Consider the following 12956-nt stretch of genomic DNA (forward strand, 5'->3'; position numbering starts at 1 on the left):
GTCCGCTCATGCCCGAGGCGCTGACTCTTCGTGAAATCCGAGTGGGTGATCGAGTCGCTTGGTCAAAGATGTTCGACTCGTACCGACAGACGGCCGGCTACTCTCCGGATGCCAGCATCAACGAGGTCGTGTGGTCCTGGATCAACTCCGACCAGGCGTCGCAGGCAATCGTGGTCGAGGACGATGAAGGGCTCCTCGGGTTCGCGCACTACCGCCGCTTCCCTCCAGCTCGACGCCTCTACGAGCAATTCGGAACGCTCTCGGAATCCGTCACCGACAACGCGATTCCGCACAGTGGTGAGGCAACTCCGAGCTAGGGCCGCACAAGGAAGTCGGCGGCGCTACCCCAAGAACGCTTGGATGATGAGCGCGATCGCAGCACCGAGGATGCACAGACCGACGACCCCGCCAGCCGTCCAGAGCCCGATCAGGACCGACCTGCTCAACCCCGGCTTCAGACCGAGCTCCTGCCCGATCCCTCTGATGCGAGCCCGTTCCTCCTCGGGACTGAACGCCACCTCGAACCCACCGGGCGCAAGGCCGAGCTGGATCACGCGGCCGTACTTGACCCGACCCGACTGGTAGGACATCGAGAAACCGAGTCGAGGGACCATTCCGGACACCCCGGCGCTCCAGCTGATCCGACGCAGGGTGTCGTTGATGCTGAACTTCCCCGCGCGCTCGTTCACTCGAACGTTGTACGTGATGCTGTCGCGAACGTCGTTGACCGCGAGGATGCTCACCCACCGGGCATCGGCGAGTGCAAAGCCGACGTCAAAGCCACCTGGCACACGGACGACCGCGAAGGGCTTGTCGGCAAGTTCGGCTTCGACGAGCCCCGCGAAACGTTCGGTGATATGCACCGGCTCAGCATAGGCCTGACGGCGTTACCGCACGGGGCAGCACAGGAATCCGTCAGAGCGTGATGATGAGGACCGTTATGACGGTGACGAGCAGCACCACGGCGATGCCGGCTCCGCATCCGATCGCTGCGATCGCCCCGTACCCGAGCCGTGAGACGCGCGCTCCGGACTGCCGTGCGGCATCGAGGAACTGCGGACCTCCGCCCACATTCCACGAGTTGGCAGCCGAGATCTGGTTCCGGAGGGCTCCGACGTCGGCTGCGGCTCCCGCAACCGGTCGGTCGAGGACGGCCGCGACGGCCCCGGCCGTACTGTACCCGAGCGCGCGAGTCACGGCATCGGGGTCAGCGAGGAGCAGGTACTGCTGTCCGCCGACGGAGAGACGGATCTTCTGAGCAGTCGACCTGACGCTCACCTCTGGTGCTTGCGCGCGAAACACAGCCGTCCAGCCGTCCGGCGTGAGAGCCCAGAGCGTCACCCAACCGTCGCCGACCTCCACGTTTCCTGGCACGTACCCGTTCCCTGCCGGGTTGACGAGGGCACCGGAGAATGTGGCTCGAGTGAACGGCATCGGAGAGGTCATCCCCATATGTTATTTACTGTGCGCTCACCGCTGGCGGTGCCCCGCGGGGAGCGCACAACGGTTCGGCTCCCGTGGGTTCGAGCAGACGACCAGGAGGGCGATGACGGACGCGGATCGAGATCGGATCGCGACGAGGACCATCGGGACACCTCCGCAGCTGCTGACCGACATCGCCATGCGCCGTCCGGATCTGCGCCCCAGCATCACTTTGACGCCGGGAGCGACGCCAGAGCTACTTCGGTGAATGAACAGTGTGCGGCCGAGCGGTCGTCCGCAACCGCTGCCGCCCCGGCGGGCGCCTCTCCAGCTGACGACTCGCCCGGGTGGTGCCCAGTATCCCCCTCTGGGTGGCGCTTTCCATGGGTCTCTTAGCGTTCGCCGGTCTCAGCGCAGTCCTTGGCCTGAGCGACTCAGACACCGCCCCGAGCCTCTCGGTGCAGACCTACCCGGAGAGCACGGATGCAACCGAGATCGCCGCGCACCTGGAGCTCTACGAGCAGGAGCGGACGAAGATCGCCGAGCTGTCAGTCGCTCTCGACGAGAACCCGGTCAAGCCCCTCGTGAACCTGTTCGACTGGATGGAGGAACAGGACGCCAAGATGACGGACCCGAGCCTCAGCGTGCATTCCGCCGAGAGCATCGTCACCCAGACAAGCACGTTCCGCTCGGAGCTGGAGCAGAGCGTTGCCGATGCGCAGGCCCTTCGAGTGAATGCGAGCGGGTCTGTCAGCGAAGGTATCGTCGACGCGGCTGGAAACGGATTCATTGACATTCAGTGGGATGCGGCGACAGCCTGCAAGACCGACTCGAACGCGGAGGAGGGCTGGCGAACCACCGGATGCGTCAACGGCGGCAGCCCCCTCACGGTGCGTCTTCCCCCCCCCCGAAGCCGAGCTCGGCGCATGGCACAGCAGAATGACGACCGTGCACGAGCTCGCGCCTGTGTTCCAGAAACCAGACGACATCCGTTACACGGACGACAGCGGCGGCTATCAACCGCTCCTCCTTCAGGGCCTGTCCCAGGGCAGCAAAGAAGTCATGGCCGACTGCTACACGCTCATGTACTTCGATGAATGGACTCTGAGCGATGGGATCACTGAAAGCGCCTCGGCACATCTGCGGCGACAGTGAGCGTCAGGCGATCCGCAACTGGGCGACCAGTGTGAACGCGCCCCTCGGGTGACGGGTGGGCCGCCTGCATGAGGCTTCGCCTCACTCCGTGTCATCCGCTCGAGTGGCGAACGCCACGTATGCTCTCGAGCCCAAGCCCGAACTGCACTTGCGGTCCAGGCCGGTCACGGCTCATCGCTGAGCGCGCCGTGGCCCATGCCGTCCTCGATACTCGTGCCATCGTTCAATGTCAGTCGGGGAATTCGGCGAGCGCGCGCCGCAGGCCCCGAGCCGAGGCGAATCCCGACCGGGAGGCGATCATCGATGCGGCGAGTGACGGATCCTGCTTCCAGATGCTGTGCGCGATGACCGCGCGGCTTCTCCGAATGGCGGAGACGACGGTGTCGCCTTCCTGGTTGTAGCGAAGTTGCAGTTTGCGAGGCGAGACTTTGAAGCGATCTGCGAGAGACACGGGGGTGAGGTTGGCGTCAGCAGCATGCAGACGGATGTGCCTCAAGGATGCCAGGTAGAGGTCAGGCTCCTGCAGGTGAGCCATGCGCGCCAGCAAGCCTCGGGCGAGGGTTGCGGCCGCGTGTTCAAGGGTGTCGGCGGTCGCTTTGGACACCGGTGCTGGTGCCTGGGCAAGGCCATAGCACGCGGTGAAGACGAACGTGTTGAGCGTCGGGTCGACGAGTCGTGTGATGCCCTCTACGGGAGAACCAGAATCGCCGCGACCGGCCACCGGCAGGTCGATACTGAACAGGATGACCTCGGTCCGCTCACCCGCGGCGACGAGCTCGATCGTTGAGCTGCCCGAGGCGACGGCGGACACCTCTCCGCGGGCGAGCGGCACCGTTCGCCCGTCCACCCCGACGTGGACCTGACCAGCGTTCGCGAAGACGAACAGCGTCCGCGACTCGAGCGAGGTTCCCGTCCGATGCACTCGGTAGCTCGATGCGGGGACGCTCGCCCACGCACAGATGAAGGATGGACCTCGGAGCGCAGAGATGCTGTAGCTCTCGGCGCGTTCCATGTCGACCAGCGTGATCCCGGTGCTGTTGAGCAGCGCAGCAAAGTGAACGTCGTCTTTGGATTCTCGAGCCTGAAGACGGGCGTACCCGAGTGGGGATGATTTGGGCACGTGGAACTCGTTTCGCTCTCTTGTGCACGAGTCCAGCACGCAAGAGACTTCTCCAAGCTGCCCTGTCGCAGGATAGAACCTCCCTGTCGCGGGATCGACGTGAAACTACCTCAGCTCAGAGCGGGTCGGGAAGTGAACGACCAACTGCCGCGCATTCCATCGTTTTCCGCCGATCGAGCCGGACGGGATCTTCGATCACCGAGGGCCCCGGGGCGCAGCGAGGCACGATGAATGCCACGCGGGGTGGTGCACCCAGATCCGCGTGGCCTCCATCGACACGCGCCCCAGGATCTGTTCCCCAACATCCTGGGAGAGTCCCCGACTCTCAACGCCGAAGCGTGCGCGATCACAGGCAACTTACGTGCTCTTCTGCCAACCGCTCCGCAGTCAGTCCTAAGCTGACGCCAAATGACCTCAAGTCGGCGCTAAATGTGCGTTCGCATGGGTCCGAGCGGCCAGTCCCCGCCTGTCTCGCAGTCAGGCTCGACAGCATCAGCGCGACGAGCGACATGCACTGGATGGCCGCTTCTGAGCTCGGCACTCTCACTACGGGGAGCGCTGCTCGTCCGCCCGGCCCCTGGAGTCTCTGGCGATCGCCCATCGGGTGACCCCAACTGCGAGGAAGAATGGCACGCCGCAGAGGGCGAAGACCAGGACCCTCAGCCACCATGCTTCGACGAGCGGCACGAGGAAGATGACTGCCAGCACGGACACCAGAGCCACAGCACGGAATATCCCGGCGCGGCGTCCGTTCAACAAGAGTCCCATTCCGTGGCGTTCCGGGACTCGCTCCCAGGCGTCGATTCCCGCCCTCCAGACGATGCCTGACGAGTCGGTGCGTTTTGTCCCCACCGGCACCGAAGAGTGAGGTGGCAGGTCTGGGACCGCGTTCTCTGCCCCCGCCTCGAGATCCATGCTTCGACGGTACAGGTCGGATGTCCGAAGCGAGTAGGGGTGCCCCATGAGCTTTCTCCTTCGGGGTGCCATGGGTGTGTGCGCGCCGCTGTCACGGCCGGTCCTGTGCGCACAGTCGCGGTCCTCAGCGCGATCTCCGTCAGGCCCGAGTAGACGACCGCGCTGGGGTGCAGGGAAATCGCGGAGAGGTCGTCAAGGTCAGCCGTGCACACGGCTGGGGTCGACTCCTGTCCCCGGAGAGACCCAGCGTCGTCGGCTGCGCGAAGCTCAACGAGCCAGAACGTGATGGCCTGTGCGACCTGGGCCGCGGTCTTACCGGCACTCATCGCGAAGTCGCGGGTGATGAGCATCAGCGGGCCTCGAGACGCGGGGCCGGTCTTCGTGAACGCACGCGACAGCCGGGCCGCGTACCGTCGAGGAGATGACGGCAGACCAAGCATCGCTCTCGGCAATCTGGTTCAGCATCGCTCTGCTCGCAGCTGCGTATGCGCGCTCGCGAAATCGGTCAGCGTGGACTTGGTGCCTGCTCACCCTCTTCACCGGTCCAATCGCGGTGTTCCTCCTCGTCGTGTGGCCTGCGCGGGAGCTCAAACCGGACGCGCCGCGAAGTCACCATCACTGAGCGCACCTAGATGTCGGTGTCCTGTAGCCACCCGGTGAAGCCGTCCCAGTCGCGACTCGCGAGCGCCATCGAGGCCTCGTCGCCGGTCTTGTGGCAGGTCGCGACGAGACAACGCCCTTCCCCTTGAACGCGGCACTCCGTGCCAGATGGAGCGTTGGCAGGCGTCTCTCGCCCCAGGAACGAGGTGAGGCGCACCGCCTGTGGCGCGCGCCGAGCAGTCGAGGATGGCGTCCATGTCTTGCTGCTCGCCGGCAATTCGGAGGAACGTCAAGCCCTCTTCGATTGGCAGTTCCAGCGTCCTCGGCCTGGGCGGACGCCGGTGATGAGGCCGACATCGCTGGTGAGGTTGCAGCCGTTCTCGAGCGGCATCTTCTCGAGCAAGTTCATGCGGAGCGGCCTTCCAAACGACAACAGGGGCACGACCAATCCGCCGCGCCCTGCCCTACGCGCGGTGTCCCAGAAGTCGAGGCAGGCTCCGGGCGAGTCCCCAGCGGAACGGGCAGAACTTCCCTGGCGACGGATCGCTGGGCGCCGATATGGTCGTGGCGCCAGGACAAAGCCGAGTGAGGAGACACGATGGGACCCACAACAAAGAAGATCGTCGGCGGGGTCGTTGGAGCGATCATGCTCGCTGCTGGCGCAGTCACCGCCGCGGCCCCCGCGCAGGCCGGAGTCGCATACGCCTACGTGACGGGCCCCTCGTTCCAGCTGTGCGAGCACTACGCCGACCGCTACATGGCCAGCCAGGGCGGCAACGGCTACGACGCCGCGTTCCGATCGACCTGCGCAAAGAGCGGCAACGTGTGGAAGTCCAAGGTCACGCTGTCCTACTAGCCGACAGCACCACGACAGCGCCACCGACTCTCACCTGTTGAGCCATCGGCGCTCTCGTGTTGAGAGGGCCACGGCTCTGGCCGTCCAGGGTGCACTCCTCTGCGGAGTGAAGTCGATGTCAGGTTCCTCGACCGAGGTCACGTTCCCGCTGGCGACCATCGCTGCGCTACTCAAGTCGACGGAAACGCAGATGATCCTGACCAAGGGAAAGAAGTGGTGGGCCCTGCCGGGATCGAACCGACGACATCCACGGTGAAATTCGGGCGGTTCGGCCAGTCTGCCACTGAAACCCAGGAACACCCGGCCGAGGTCATCCCGTTCCCCACCATGGCGGCTAGCGCATCGTGACCTACAAAGCCGAAGACAGGGCCATGCGGGCGTGGTACCCGGTGACCATGTCACTACTCAACGAATTCGCAATCTACGAGCGGTCCCAGGATCTCGCCGAAACCACCATCAAGAACCGCGAGAGTATCCTCATCACGTTGCAGCAGCAGGCAGGCGCGCCGCTCGACGAGCTCACCGTCCGTGATCTCCGGGTTTTTATGGGACGCGAGGGTATCTCGCCGAACACGCGAGTCACCACGCGCACGGTACTACGAGCCTTCTACTCGTGGCTGGTCCTCGACGGGCTGCGCGACGACGATCCGTCGCTACGGCTACCGACCGTGCGGGCCGTCAAGGGCGAGCCCCGGCCATTCACGACGGCGCAGATCGAGTCGCTGCTCTTCTCCGGTTCCTACACTCGCACCCGCATCATGATCCTGCTTGGCTACCGGCAAGGCTTCCGTGCTTCCTCGATCGCCCGCGTGCACGGCAAGGACATCGACCGCGATTCCGAACTCATCCGCACGATCGGCAAGGGCGGCAAGGATCGACACCTCCCGCTCGACCCGCTGATCGCCGAGATCTCGCTCTACATGCCCCAAGACGACTGGTGGTTCAAGGCCCGCGGCGGGCGGCAAGGGCAGGGGCACATCCTGTCCGCATCCGTGACGAACCTCATCACCCTCGCCAAGAAACGAGCTGGCATCACCGACCCGACCCTCACCCCTCACTCGCTCCGGCACAGCTACGGCACCGAGCTCGCCGAGGCCGGCATCGACTCCCGCGTCATCCAAGAGCTCATGATGCACGAGAGCCTCCAGACGACGCAGATCTACACCGGCGTCAGCCTGCGCCGCAAGCAAGAGGCGAAGCACCTCCTGCCGCTCGTCCGCATCCCCGAGCGATCCGGACGACCACTCGCGACCGAGAACAGGAACGCAGCATGAACACCTACACGAACACACGGCCCGCCGAGACGATGCCAGGCGTCGACATCACCATCGAAGCCCACTCGGACGGCGACTACGTCGCGATCACGTGGCAACGCAGCAACCGTGACGCGCCGCCCCTACTCCTCGCACTCACCCGCCACGAGATCCTCGGCATCGCCGCCGCTCTCACGTCGTAGCCGAACGCCCCGCAACCGCGGGGCGTTCGCGCATCCCGGGACAACGATGTCCCAAGCATCGGTAATCTGTCACCACCGGCACCCGGGGCCGGTGACAATCAACAAGGAGCCGACCATGCCGACCCCATCACCCCGCCTCGCTGTCGCCGGCGCTGTCGCCGCAATCGCCCTCACCCTCGCCGGCTGCAGCGCCTCCAACGAGGCAGCCCCGCCCGCCGCGACTGCGACACCAGCTGCGGAGACGGCCGCACCGAGTGTCACGCCGTCAGAGGTCGCGGAGCCCACCTACGCCGAGCAGGTCGAGGCCGCTTGGCTCGAAGGGTGGGGTATGCAGGAGTTCAGCGACATCGTGCAACCCGAAACCGGCACCCCGAAGTACGCCGGCTACATCACCGAGGTCCGCTCCGATGCTCCCGGTGAAGTGACGGCAGTGCTCGACGCCGCGGCCCCTATCGACGCCGACGCGCTCGGAAGGTTCGCCACCGAAGAGTACCGACTCATTCAGAACGTCGGCACCGTTGAACTCAACAAGCTCACCGTGACCACGGCCGATGGATCGGTCACCGTGGAGGCGGATACGAGCGATCCCTACGCTTGATCTGACCACGGCGAAATCGCCCCCTCCCGCATGTGCGGGAGGGGGCGAAGTCGTCTTACATCGCTGGTCATATTATGAGCAACGCGCGTGTACTGGTCATATTATGACCTGCCTTGAAGGGTCAGGCGATGTGCTTGGACGTGCCGAGATCCTGCACCGCGGCGCTCGTGCCGGTCGGCTTCCAGAAGCCGTAATGCGTGGCCACCGCGATCACGAACGTAGGCAGGAAGAGGAACAGCCCCTGACCGACGTCGTACGCCGTGCCCGTCTGCGCAGCGTTCAGGATCTCCAGGAGCAGCGACGACACGAGCGCGAGGAACGCGAGCAGGATCGCCTTCGTGCCGGCGTTCGTGGCCTTCGTCGTGACGATGCCCACCACCACGGGGATCAGGACTCCCGTGGCGAGCTGCAGGAACAGCACCCACGAGAACGTGAAGCTCAGCTGCGGGGCGTCGCCGGCGGCCGTGACCGCGTCCGCGGCCGCGAACGGGGCCAACGCGATCGTGAGCAGGTAGAGCAGCGCGAACGCCGCGAGCGCGAGCAGGACGCGCGCGCCTCGGGATGCCCGGCGAGCAGGCTCAGAGATGAGGGACATGGGGTTACTCCTTTGTGGGGGTTGGTTCTGTGTCTGGCGGGTATTCCGGCCAGGTGGGGATGTCGGCGACGTCGAAGCAGTCGGACGCGATCATGCGCTTCGTGAGCCAGCCGGCGTGCTCCTCGAGCTTTCGACGCAAGCGCGCCTCTCGGTCTGCGGCTCGACGAGCCGCGTTGACCTGCTTGTAGGCCTCGTCTACCTCGTCGCGGACGTGACGAGCTCGACCAGTGATGCGCTGGAAGATGTGCTTGGTGGCGGGCCAGATGACGGACCCGACGCCGAGCGCCGTCGCGAGAGTTCCCCAGGCGCGCAGCGTTTCGATGTCCATCCGTTCATGACTCCAACTTCGTTCTCGGCTCGTAGGCGTGCTTCCACGTCAGGGCGATACGAAAGATCGCCGTGAGGATTCCCCAACCGAACAGGGTCATCTGTGCCCATCGGTTCCCAGTCGCGGTCATCTGCAGATAGACGACCGTGCTGAGGTAGATGCCGAGCCCGATGAGGAGCAGACCGCAGCAGAGCTTCTCCGCCCACCAGTACCCGGGAAGGATGGCGGCCGCACCGACGACGCCAGCGACGAGCGCCAACCACCCCCAGGCAGTCGTGAGCGCAGGGCCGATCTCCACCTCGATCGACGTCGGCGGTGCGAGCAGCGCCGCCATCCCGAGGCCGATCGCCACCATGTAGCTAGCAAGGAAGTAGGCCTTGAAGTACGGATAGGCAGCGAGCTCGCCCAGCGCCCACCGCCCGAACGAGGGGCGAGCAGACAAGGTCAGCTCGCGAGCTTCGGGGCGGGCCCGAGGTCGGTGTAGAGCTTGAGTGTCCACGCCGCGTTCTGCGGGTGCATGTCCGTGATGTTGCCCTTCACGTTCGGGTCCGGAACGATACCGAGCTGTGCCATGGCCGCGAGGTCCCTTGGACTCTCGACGTGCATGTACGAGCCGGAAGCTTCGTTGATCGCGAACACCTTGCCGTTGGAGACGTCGCGGATGAGGCGGATGTTCTTCTTGTTCTTGAGGTCGTTGATCGCGTTTACGATCTGCTGCACGTCGGCCATGCTGAGCTCTCCTTCTTCATGGTTGAACACGCCGGGCTTGGCGCGGTTGAGGTCGAGGCCACGCGCCCAGCCGGGCATCGTGCCCTTCTGTGTGTACTGGTGGATGGACCAGGCAGACCAGCTGCCAGTGCCGGGGTTCGCGTTCGAGAGGGTGCCGTTGTCGGCGCCATAGTTTGCGAGCCAGAGGAGCACCCCCGCCTTCTGCAGGGGCGTCCAGTCGTGCACCCCGGCGAGGGCCGTGTTCATGTACGCGTAAACGGGGCCGGAGTAGGACTGCCGCACCCGGTTGATCCAGGCGAGCGCCTGCGTGGGCGTCCACGCGGTGTAGCCATCGATGGTCTCGATGTCGAGGACGACCACGTCGTCGGCGTCGTCGCGGAGGTTTGCGAGGAAGTGCTCGGCGTCCTTGACGGGGTCGCCGGCGCCGTTCATCCAGTACGAGCCGACGGGGACCCGGTTGCGGATGCCGGTGGCGTGGTTCGCGTACTGCGAGTCCGTGTATGCGGATCCGGTGTTGGAGCCGCCGGCCTTGAGAATCACGAAGTCGACGTCGCCGGAGAGGACCGCGTCGTACGGGAGGCCCGCCTGGTGGAACGAGATGTCGATGCCGTGCGTCTCCTCGAGGCCACCGGGTCGCTCGATGCTCTCGAGGTGCCCACCACCCTGGTACTCCCAGTGCCATGGCTCGATCTGACCGAACGTCCCACCGGCCCACCACCACCCGTAGGCGGCAGCGGTGGCGCGCATCCACACGTGCTCGTCGCTGTACCGGTTGTCGAGTGGCGAGCCGAAGTCGATCGCGACACCCCAGCCATGGTTACTGGTGCCGGGCACTGCTGCGAGGTTGCCCTTGCCTGCCCGGTACAGATCCCAGTAGTGCTGCTGCATGGCGATGGACCGCATACCCTCGAGCGCGCGGATGTCCCGCCCGAAGCGCTGCTTGAACGCGTCGTTGAGACGGTCGAGCGCGCGGGCAGCTTCGGGGCGCAGCGCGACCCCGAGCGAAGATCCCTGAGCGTTGCGACTGTCCCCGTTCGAGAAGCCGATGTTCTTGGCGATAGCCATAGAGGTGCCTCCTTGGGCATGGGAAAGGCCCCACACGGTGAGTGCAGGGCCGGGGTGAGTTCGGGTTTAGGTCAGGGGTGCGATGGTCTTCCAGTTGAACGTGCCGGACCAGTCAGCAGCGCGGCCGATGCCCTGTCCGATGAGACAGCGGTGCCCGTTGTAGAGCGCGAGCGAGTTGATGTTCATGTTCGTCGTGCCGTTGCCGACTCGAGCGAGCCCGACGGTGAAGTCGTTCACCGGTGGGTTCGTCGAGGAGACGTGGAAGTTGTACTTGGCGGGGATCACGACACGAGCCGTCACGGTCCCCGTGCCGGCGGTCGTGCGCCCCTTGAAGACGACCGTCACGTCAGGGCCGATCCTGCAGATGAGAGCACGCACGCCGGTCTGCAGAGGGTCGAAGCAATCCGGGTCCTGGAAGCCGGTGATGTCGTCCCACACCGCGGCCGGCATCTGGGCGTTCCCGATGACTCCGGCGAGCTCCGAGAACTGGTGACTGTGTGTCGACGGTGGGAAGGTGCTCGGTCGGCCGGGGAGGTTCGACCATGCGACCGTGCCGACGGCCTGCGCAACGTGCGCGCGGAGCGACGTGTCGAGCTGTTGGTCGGCGGCGACGTACCCCTGGATGATCTGCAGCAGGGCCACGTCGATCTGCTCTCGCATCTCGGCCGTGAGCTCGTCCTGAGCGGTGTTCGCCTCGTCGACGTAGGTCTTGGTCACTCCCGCCGGCGGGAACTGGATCTCCGCGATCCGATCGCGCGCGTACCGCTGAGCAGCTGCGAGCGTCTCCTCGTCCCACTGCTTGATCGTGTCGGGCGGGATGCCGTCGATGACCTCATCGGGCAGGGCCACTTCGGTCGTGAGCTTGACAGGCTGCTTCTCCCCCACCGTCAACTTCACGACGTCGCTCACGCGATCCTCCTGGTGACGTCGTTCGTGCACGAAACCTCGGCGCGCACGAACGTGATGGTGACGCCGTCCGATCGGACTCCCTCGATGTCGAGGGCACCGCCGTCGAGCATGGCCCGCGAGAGCGTGCCGCTGCCCTTGAGGCGCAGCGTGCCGAGCGCGGGCGAGGTGACAGGCACGTCCTCGACGTTCCCTCCACCGCGCCACTGGCAGGCCAGATCGAACGGCTCGAAGTCGAACAGACCATCCGGGCCCTCGAGCGTGTACGTCACCTCGAAGTCGTCGCCGGCGTACAGCTCGAGGACGGGTGCCTCTACAGGGAGATCGAGTTGCATGGGTGTCTCCCTCTCACACGGACGGAGTCGGCGCGCTGTCACCCTCGTAGCGGCCCCCCGTGCCGAAGGCGCCCGTCCAGAGCGCCTGATCGCGCTGCCGCACCTGGTCGAAGGACCGACCCGAGACGGTGAGGTCCTCGATGTAGACGCGGTAAAACCAGCCCGACGGCGACTTCTGTTCCTCGCCGGAGAGGCGGGCGCCGTACTGGACGATCTGCTCGAAGGCGCTCGTGACGGCGGCCGTCCATCCGCTGGACGGCGCTCCGTTTGCGGCGACCGCCTGGAAGCGATTGACGCCGACGCGAACCTCGGTCGCCCCGAGGCGACGCGCATCCGACGCTGTGGGCGTGGAGAAGAACGTCCCCGCGCCGTCGTGAGCGATGCCGGTGATGGATGCGGTGGTCGCCGACGAGGTCGGGATGATGAACGCGTAGCGCCAGGTAGTACCGGTCGCCGGATTCTTGGTCGGTCGGAACCAGAGCGACATGTAGAAGCGGTTCGCCTTGTTCGTCGCGATGTACGTGCGAATCGACTCAGGGATCGCGATGCCGAACTGGCGAGGGAACGTGCCGGCCGTCTGCGAGACGACCGTGTTGACGCCGCCCTTCGCGGTGCGCTCGACGACGCCCTCCGTGGCGGTGATCGTGTTCTTCGCGATCGCCTCCACCGCGGACGGGGCGACGCCCAGCAGCGCGGACGCCTGAGTGCGGGCGACGTTCGGAATCGTCGCGTTCTGCGCGGGCACACCCGACGCCCACGCACGCCGCGGGTGTGCTGGCTCCACGAGGAGCAGCGACCCGTTCGTGAGGATCGGGTCGGCCGGTGTCAGCTCGCCGCTGATCGACGCGCCGGGGGTCTTGATGACAACAGGCATGA

General features: G+C 65.7%; 18 protein-coding genes. 7 read left to right on the forward strand and 11 right to left on the reverse strand.

The genetic code is table 11. The features are described 5' to 3' along the window. Window positions 1–68: 68 nt before the first annotated feature. Window positions 69–317: a hypothetical protein gene (locus GV007_RS08785; RefSeq protein ID WP_160071925.1), complete on the forward strand. Its 249-nt coding sequence runs from the start codon at window positions 69–71 to the stop codon at window positions 315–317. 24 nt (window positions 318–341) lie between these two features. Here GV007_RS08785 and GV007_RS08790 read toward each other — a convergent pair whose 3' ends face one another. Then, complete coding sequence (locus GV007_RS08790; RefSeq protein ID WP_160071926.1) at window positions 342–863, reverse strand: hypothetical protein; 522 nt, start codon at window positions 861–863, stop codon at window positions 342–344. Between the two features lie 52 nt (window positions 864–915). Further along, window positions 916–1446, reverse strand: coding sequence for a hypothetical protein (locus GV007_RS08795; RefSeq protein WP_160071927.1), 531 nt, complete (start codon window positions 1444–1446; stop codon window positions 916–918). Window positions 1447–1546: 100 nt separating this feature from the next. Here GV007_RS08795 and GV007_RS19450 point away from each other — a divergent pair, with 100 nt between their 5' ends. Further along, window positions 1547–1690 (forward strand): variant leucine-rich repeat-containing protein, encoded by a 144-nt coding sequence (locus GV007_RS19450; RefSeq protein ID WP_442960375.1) that lies wholly within the window; start codon window positions 1547–1549, stop codon window positions 1688–1690. Window positions 1691–2370: 680 nt separating this feature from the next. Next, window positions 2371–2577, forward strand: coding sequence for a hypothetical protein (locus GV007_RS08800; protein WP_160071928.1), 207 nt, complete (start codon window positions 2371–2373; stop codon window positions 2575–2577). A 229-nt stretch (window positions 2578–2806) separates the two neighbouring features. On the opposite strand, the gene GV007_RS08805 is transcribed toward GV007_RS08800, so the two are convergent. Both GV007_RS08805 and GV007_RS08810 read right to left on the reverse strand, forming a co-directional pair. Beyond that, window positions 2807–3589 (reverse strand): hypothetical protein, encoded by a 783-nt coding sequence (locus tag GV007_RS08805; RefSeq protein ID WP_236558424.1) that lies wholly within the window; start codon window positions 3587–3589, stop codon window positions 2807–2809. A gap of 654 nt (window positions 3590–4243) precedes the next feature. Further along, the gene (locus GV007_RS08810; protein ID WP_160071930.1) at window positions 4244–4612 is read right to left on the reverse strand and encodes a hypothetical protein; all 369 of its coding nucleotides are present in this window, start codon (window positions 4610–4612) and stop codon (window positions 4244–4246) included. Window positions 4613–5810: 1198 nt separating this feature from the next. Here GV007_RS08810 and GV007_RS08815 point away from each other — a divergent pair. From GV007_RS08815 to GV007_RS08830, 4 genes are all read left to right on the forward strand, one after another. Beyond that, a complete protein-coding gene (locus GV007_RS08815) occupies window positions 5811–6068 on the forward strand; it encodes a hypothetical protein (RefSeq protein ID WP_160071931.1) in 258 nt (85 codons plus the stop codon). A gap of 395 nt (window positions 6069–6463) precedes the next feature. Next, the gene (locus GV007_RS08820) at window positions 6464–7342 is read left to right on the forward strand and encodes a tyrosine-type recombinase/integrase (protein ID WP_160071932.1); all 879 of its coding nucleotides are present in this window, start codon (window positions 6464–6466) and stop codon (window positions 7340–7342) included. Then, on the forward strand, window positions 7339–7524 hold the full coding sequence (locus GV007_RS08825; protein ID WP_160071933.1) for a hypothetical protein: 186 nt from the start codon (window positions 7339–7341) through the stop codon (window positions 7522–7524). The genes GV007_RS08820 and GV007_RS08825 overlap by 4 nt, the downstream gene beginning before the upstream one ends. A gap of 115 nt (window positions 7525–7639) precedes the next feature. Then, the gene (locus GV007_RS08830) at window positions 7640–8122 is read left to right on the forward strand and encodes a hypothetical protein (protein ID WP_160071934.1); all 483 of its coding nucleotides are present in this window, start codon (window positions 7640–7642) and stop codon (window positions 8120–8122) included. A 121-nt stretch (window positions 8123–8243) separates the two neighbouring features. Here GV007_RS08830 and GV007_RS08835 read toward each other — a convergent pair whose 3' ends face one another. From GV007_RS08835 to GV007_RS08865, 7 genes are all read right to left on the reverse strand, one after another. Beyond that, window positions 8244–8717: a hypothetical protein gene (locus GV007_RS08835; protein WP_236558425.1), complete on the reverse strand. Its 474-nt coding sequence runs from the start codon at window positions 8715–8717 to the stop codon at window positions 8244–8246. Window positions 8718–8721: 4 nt separating this feature from the next. After that, window positions 8722–9045 carry a hypothetical protein gene (locus GV007_RS08840; RefSeq protein WP_160071935.1) on the reverse strand — a complete coding sequence of 108 codons (324 nt, stop codon included), beginning with the start codon at window positions 9043–9045 and terminating at the stop codon, window positions 8722–8724. A gap of 4 nt (window positions 9046–9049) precedes the next feature. Continuing rightward, entirely contained in the window at window positions 9050–9487 is a 438-nt protein-coding gene (locus tag GV007_RS08845; RefSeq protein ID WP_160071936.1) for a hypothetical protein, read from the reverse strand. A gap of 2 nt (window positions 9488–9489) precedes the next feature. Next, on the reverse strand, window positions 9490–10839 hold the full coding sequence (locus GV007_RS08850) for a GH25 family lysozyme (RefSeq protein WP_160071937.1): 1350 nt from the start codon (window positions 10837–10839) through the stop codon (window positions 9490–9492). A gap of 66 nt (window positions 10840–10905) precedes the next feature. Then, window positions 10906–11748 (reverse strand): hypothetical protein, encoded by an 843-nt coding sequence (locus GV007_RS08855; RefSeq protein ID WP_160071938.1) that lies wholly within the window; start codon window positions 11746–11748, stop codon window positions 10906–10908. Further along, on the reverse strand, window positions 11745–12080 hold the full coding sequence (locus GV007_RS08860; protein ID WP_160071939.1) for a hypothetical protein: 336 nt from the start codon (window positions 12078–12080) through the stop codon (window positions 11745–11747). Before GV007_RS08860 ends, GV007_RS08855 begins: the two co-directional genes overlap by 4 nt. Window positions 12081–12093: 13 nt before the next feature. Continuing rightward, the gene (locus tag GV007_RS08865) at window positions 12094–12954 is read right to left on the reverse strand and encodes a hypothetical protein (protein WP_160071940.1); all 861 of its coding nucleotides are present in this window, start codon (window positions 12952–12954) and stop codon (window positions 12094–12096) included. Window positions 12955–12956 lie beyond the last annotated feature (2 nt).

The organism is Pseudoclavibacter sp. 8L, from assembly GCF_902506465.1.
In the GTDB taxonomy this organism is placed as follows: Bacteria; Actinomycetota; Actinomycetes; order Actinomycetales; family Microbacteriaceae; genus Pseudoclavibacter.

What these genes read in the sequence shown, in the direction of transcription:
- GV007_RS08785 (WP_160071925.1), top strand. Translation starts at nt 69, where the DNA reads ATGTTCGACTCGTACCGACAGACGGCCGGCTACTCTCCGGATGCCAGC.
- GV007_RS08795 (WP_160071927.1), bottom strand. Translation starts at nt 1,446, where the DNA reads ATGACCTCTCCGATGCCGTTCACTCGAGCCACATTCTCCGGTGCCCTC.
- GV007_RS19450 (WP_442960375.1), top strand. Translation starts at nt 1,547, where the DNA reads ATGACGGACGCGGATCGAGATCGGATCGCGACGAGGACCATCGGGACA.
- GV007_RS08805 (WP_236558424.1), bottom strand. Translation starts at nt 3,589, where the DNA reads ATGGAACGCGCCGAGAGCTACAGCATCTCTGCGCTCCGAGGTCCATCC.
- GV007_RS08810 (WP_160071930.1), bottom strand. Translation starts at nt 4,612, where the DNA reads ATGGATCTCGAGGCGGGGGCAGAGAACGCGGTCCCAGACCTGCCACCT.
- GV007_RS08815 (WP_160071931.1), top strand. Translation starts at nt 5,811, where the DNA reads ATGGGACCCACAACAAAGAAGATCGTCGGCGGGGTCGTTGGAGCGATC.
- GV007_RS08820 (WP_160071932.1), top strand. Translation starts at nt 6,464, where the DNA reads ATGTCACTACTCAACGAATTCGCAATCTACGAGCGGTCCCAGGATCTC.
- GV007_RS08825 (WP_160071933.1), top strand. Translation starts at nt 7,339, where the DNA reads ATGAACACCTACACGAACACACGGCCCGCCGAGACGATGCCAGGCGTC.
- GV007_RS08830 (WP_160071934.1), top strand. Translation starts at nt 7,640, where the DNA reads ATGCCGACCCCATCACCCCGCCTCGCTGTCGCCGGCGCTGTCGCCGCA.
- GV007_RS08835 (WP_236558425.1), bottom strand. Translation starts at nt 8,717, where the DNA reads ATGTCCCTCATCTCTGAGCCTGCTCGCCGGGCATCCCGAGGCGCGCGC.
- GV007_RS08840 (WP_160071935.1), bottom strand. Translation starts at nt 9,045, where the DNA reads ATGGACATCGAAACGCTGCGCGCCTGGGGAACTCTCGCGACGGCGCTC.
- GV007_RS08850 (WP_160071937.1), bottom strand. Translation starts at nt 10,839, where the DNA reads ATGGCTATCGCCAAGAACATCGGCTTCTCGAACGGGGACAGTCGCAAC.
- GV007_RS08860 (WP_160071939.1), bottom strand. Translation starts at nt 12,080, where the DNA reads ATGCAACTCGATCTCCCTGTAGAGGCACCCGTCCTCGAGCTGTACGCC.
- GV007_RS08865 (WP_160071940.1), bottom strand. Translation starts at nt 12,954, where the DNA reads ATGCCTGTTGTCATCAAGACCCCCGGCGCGTCGATCAGCGGCGAGCTG.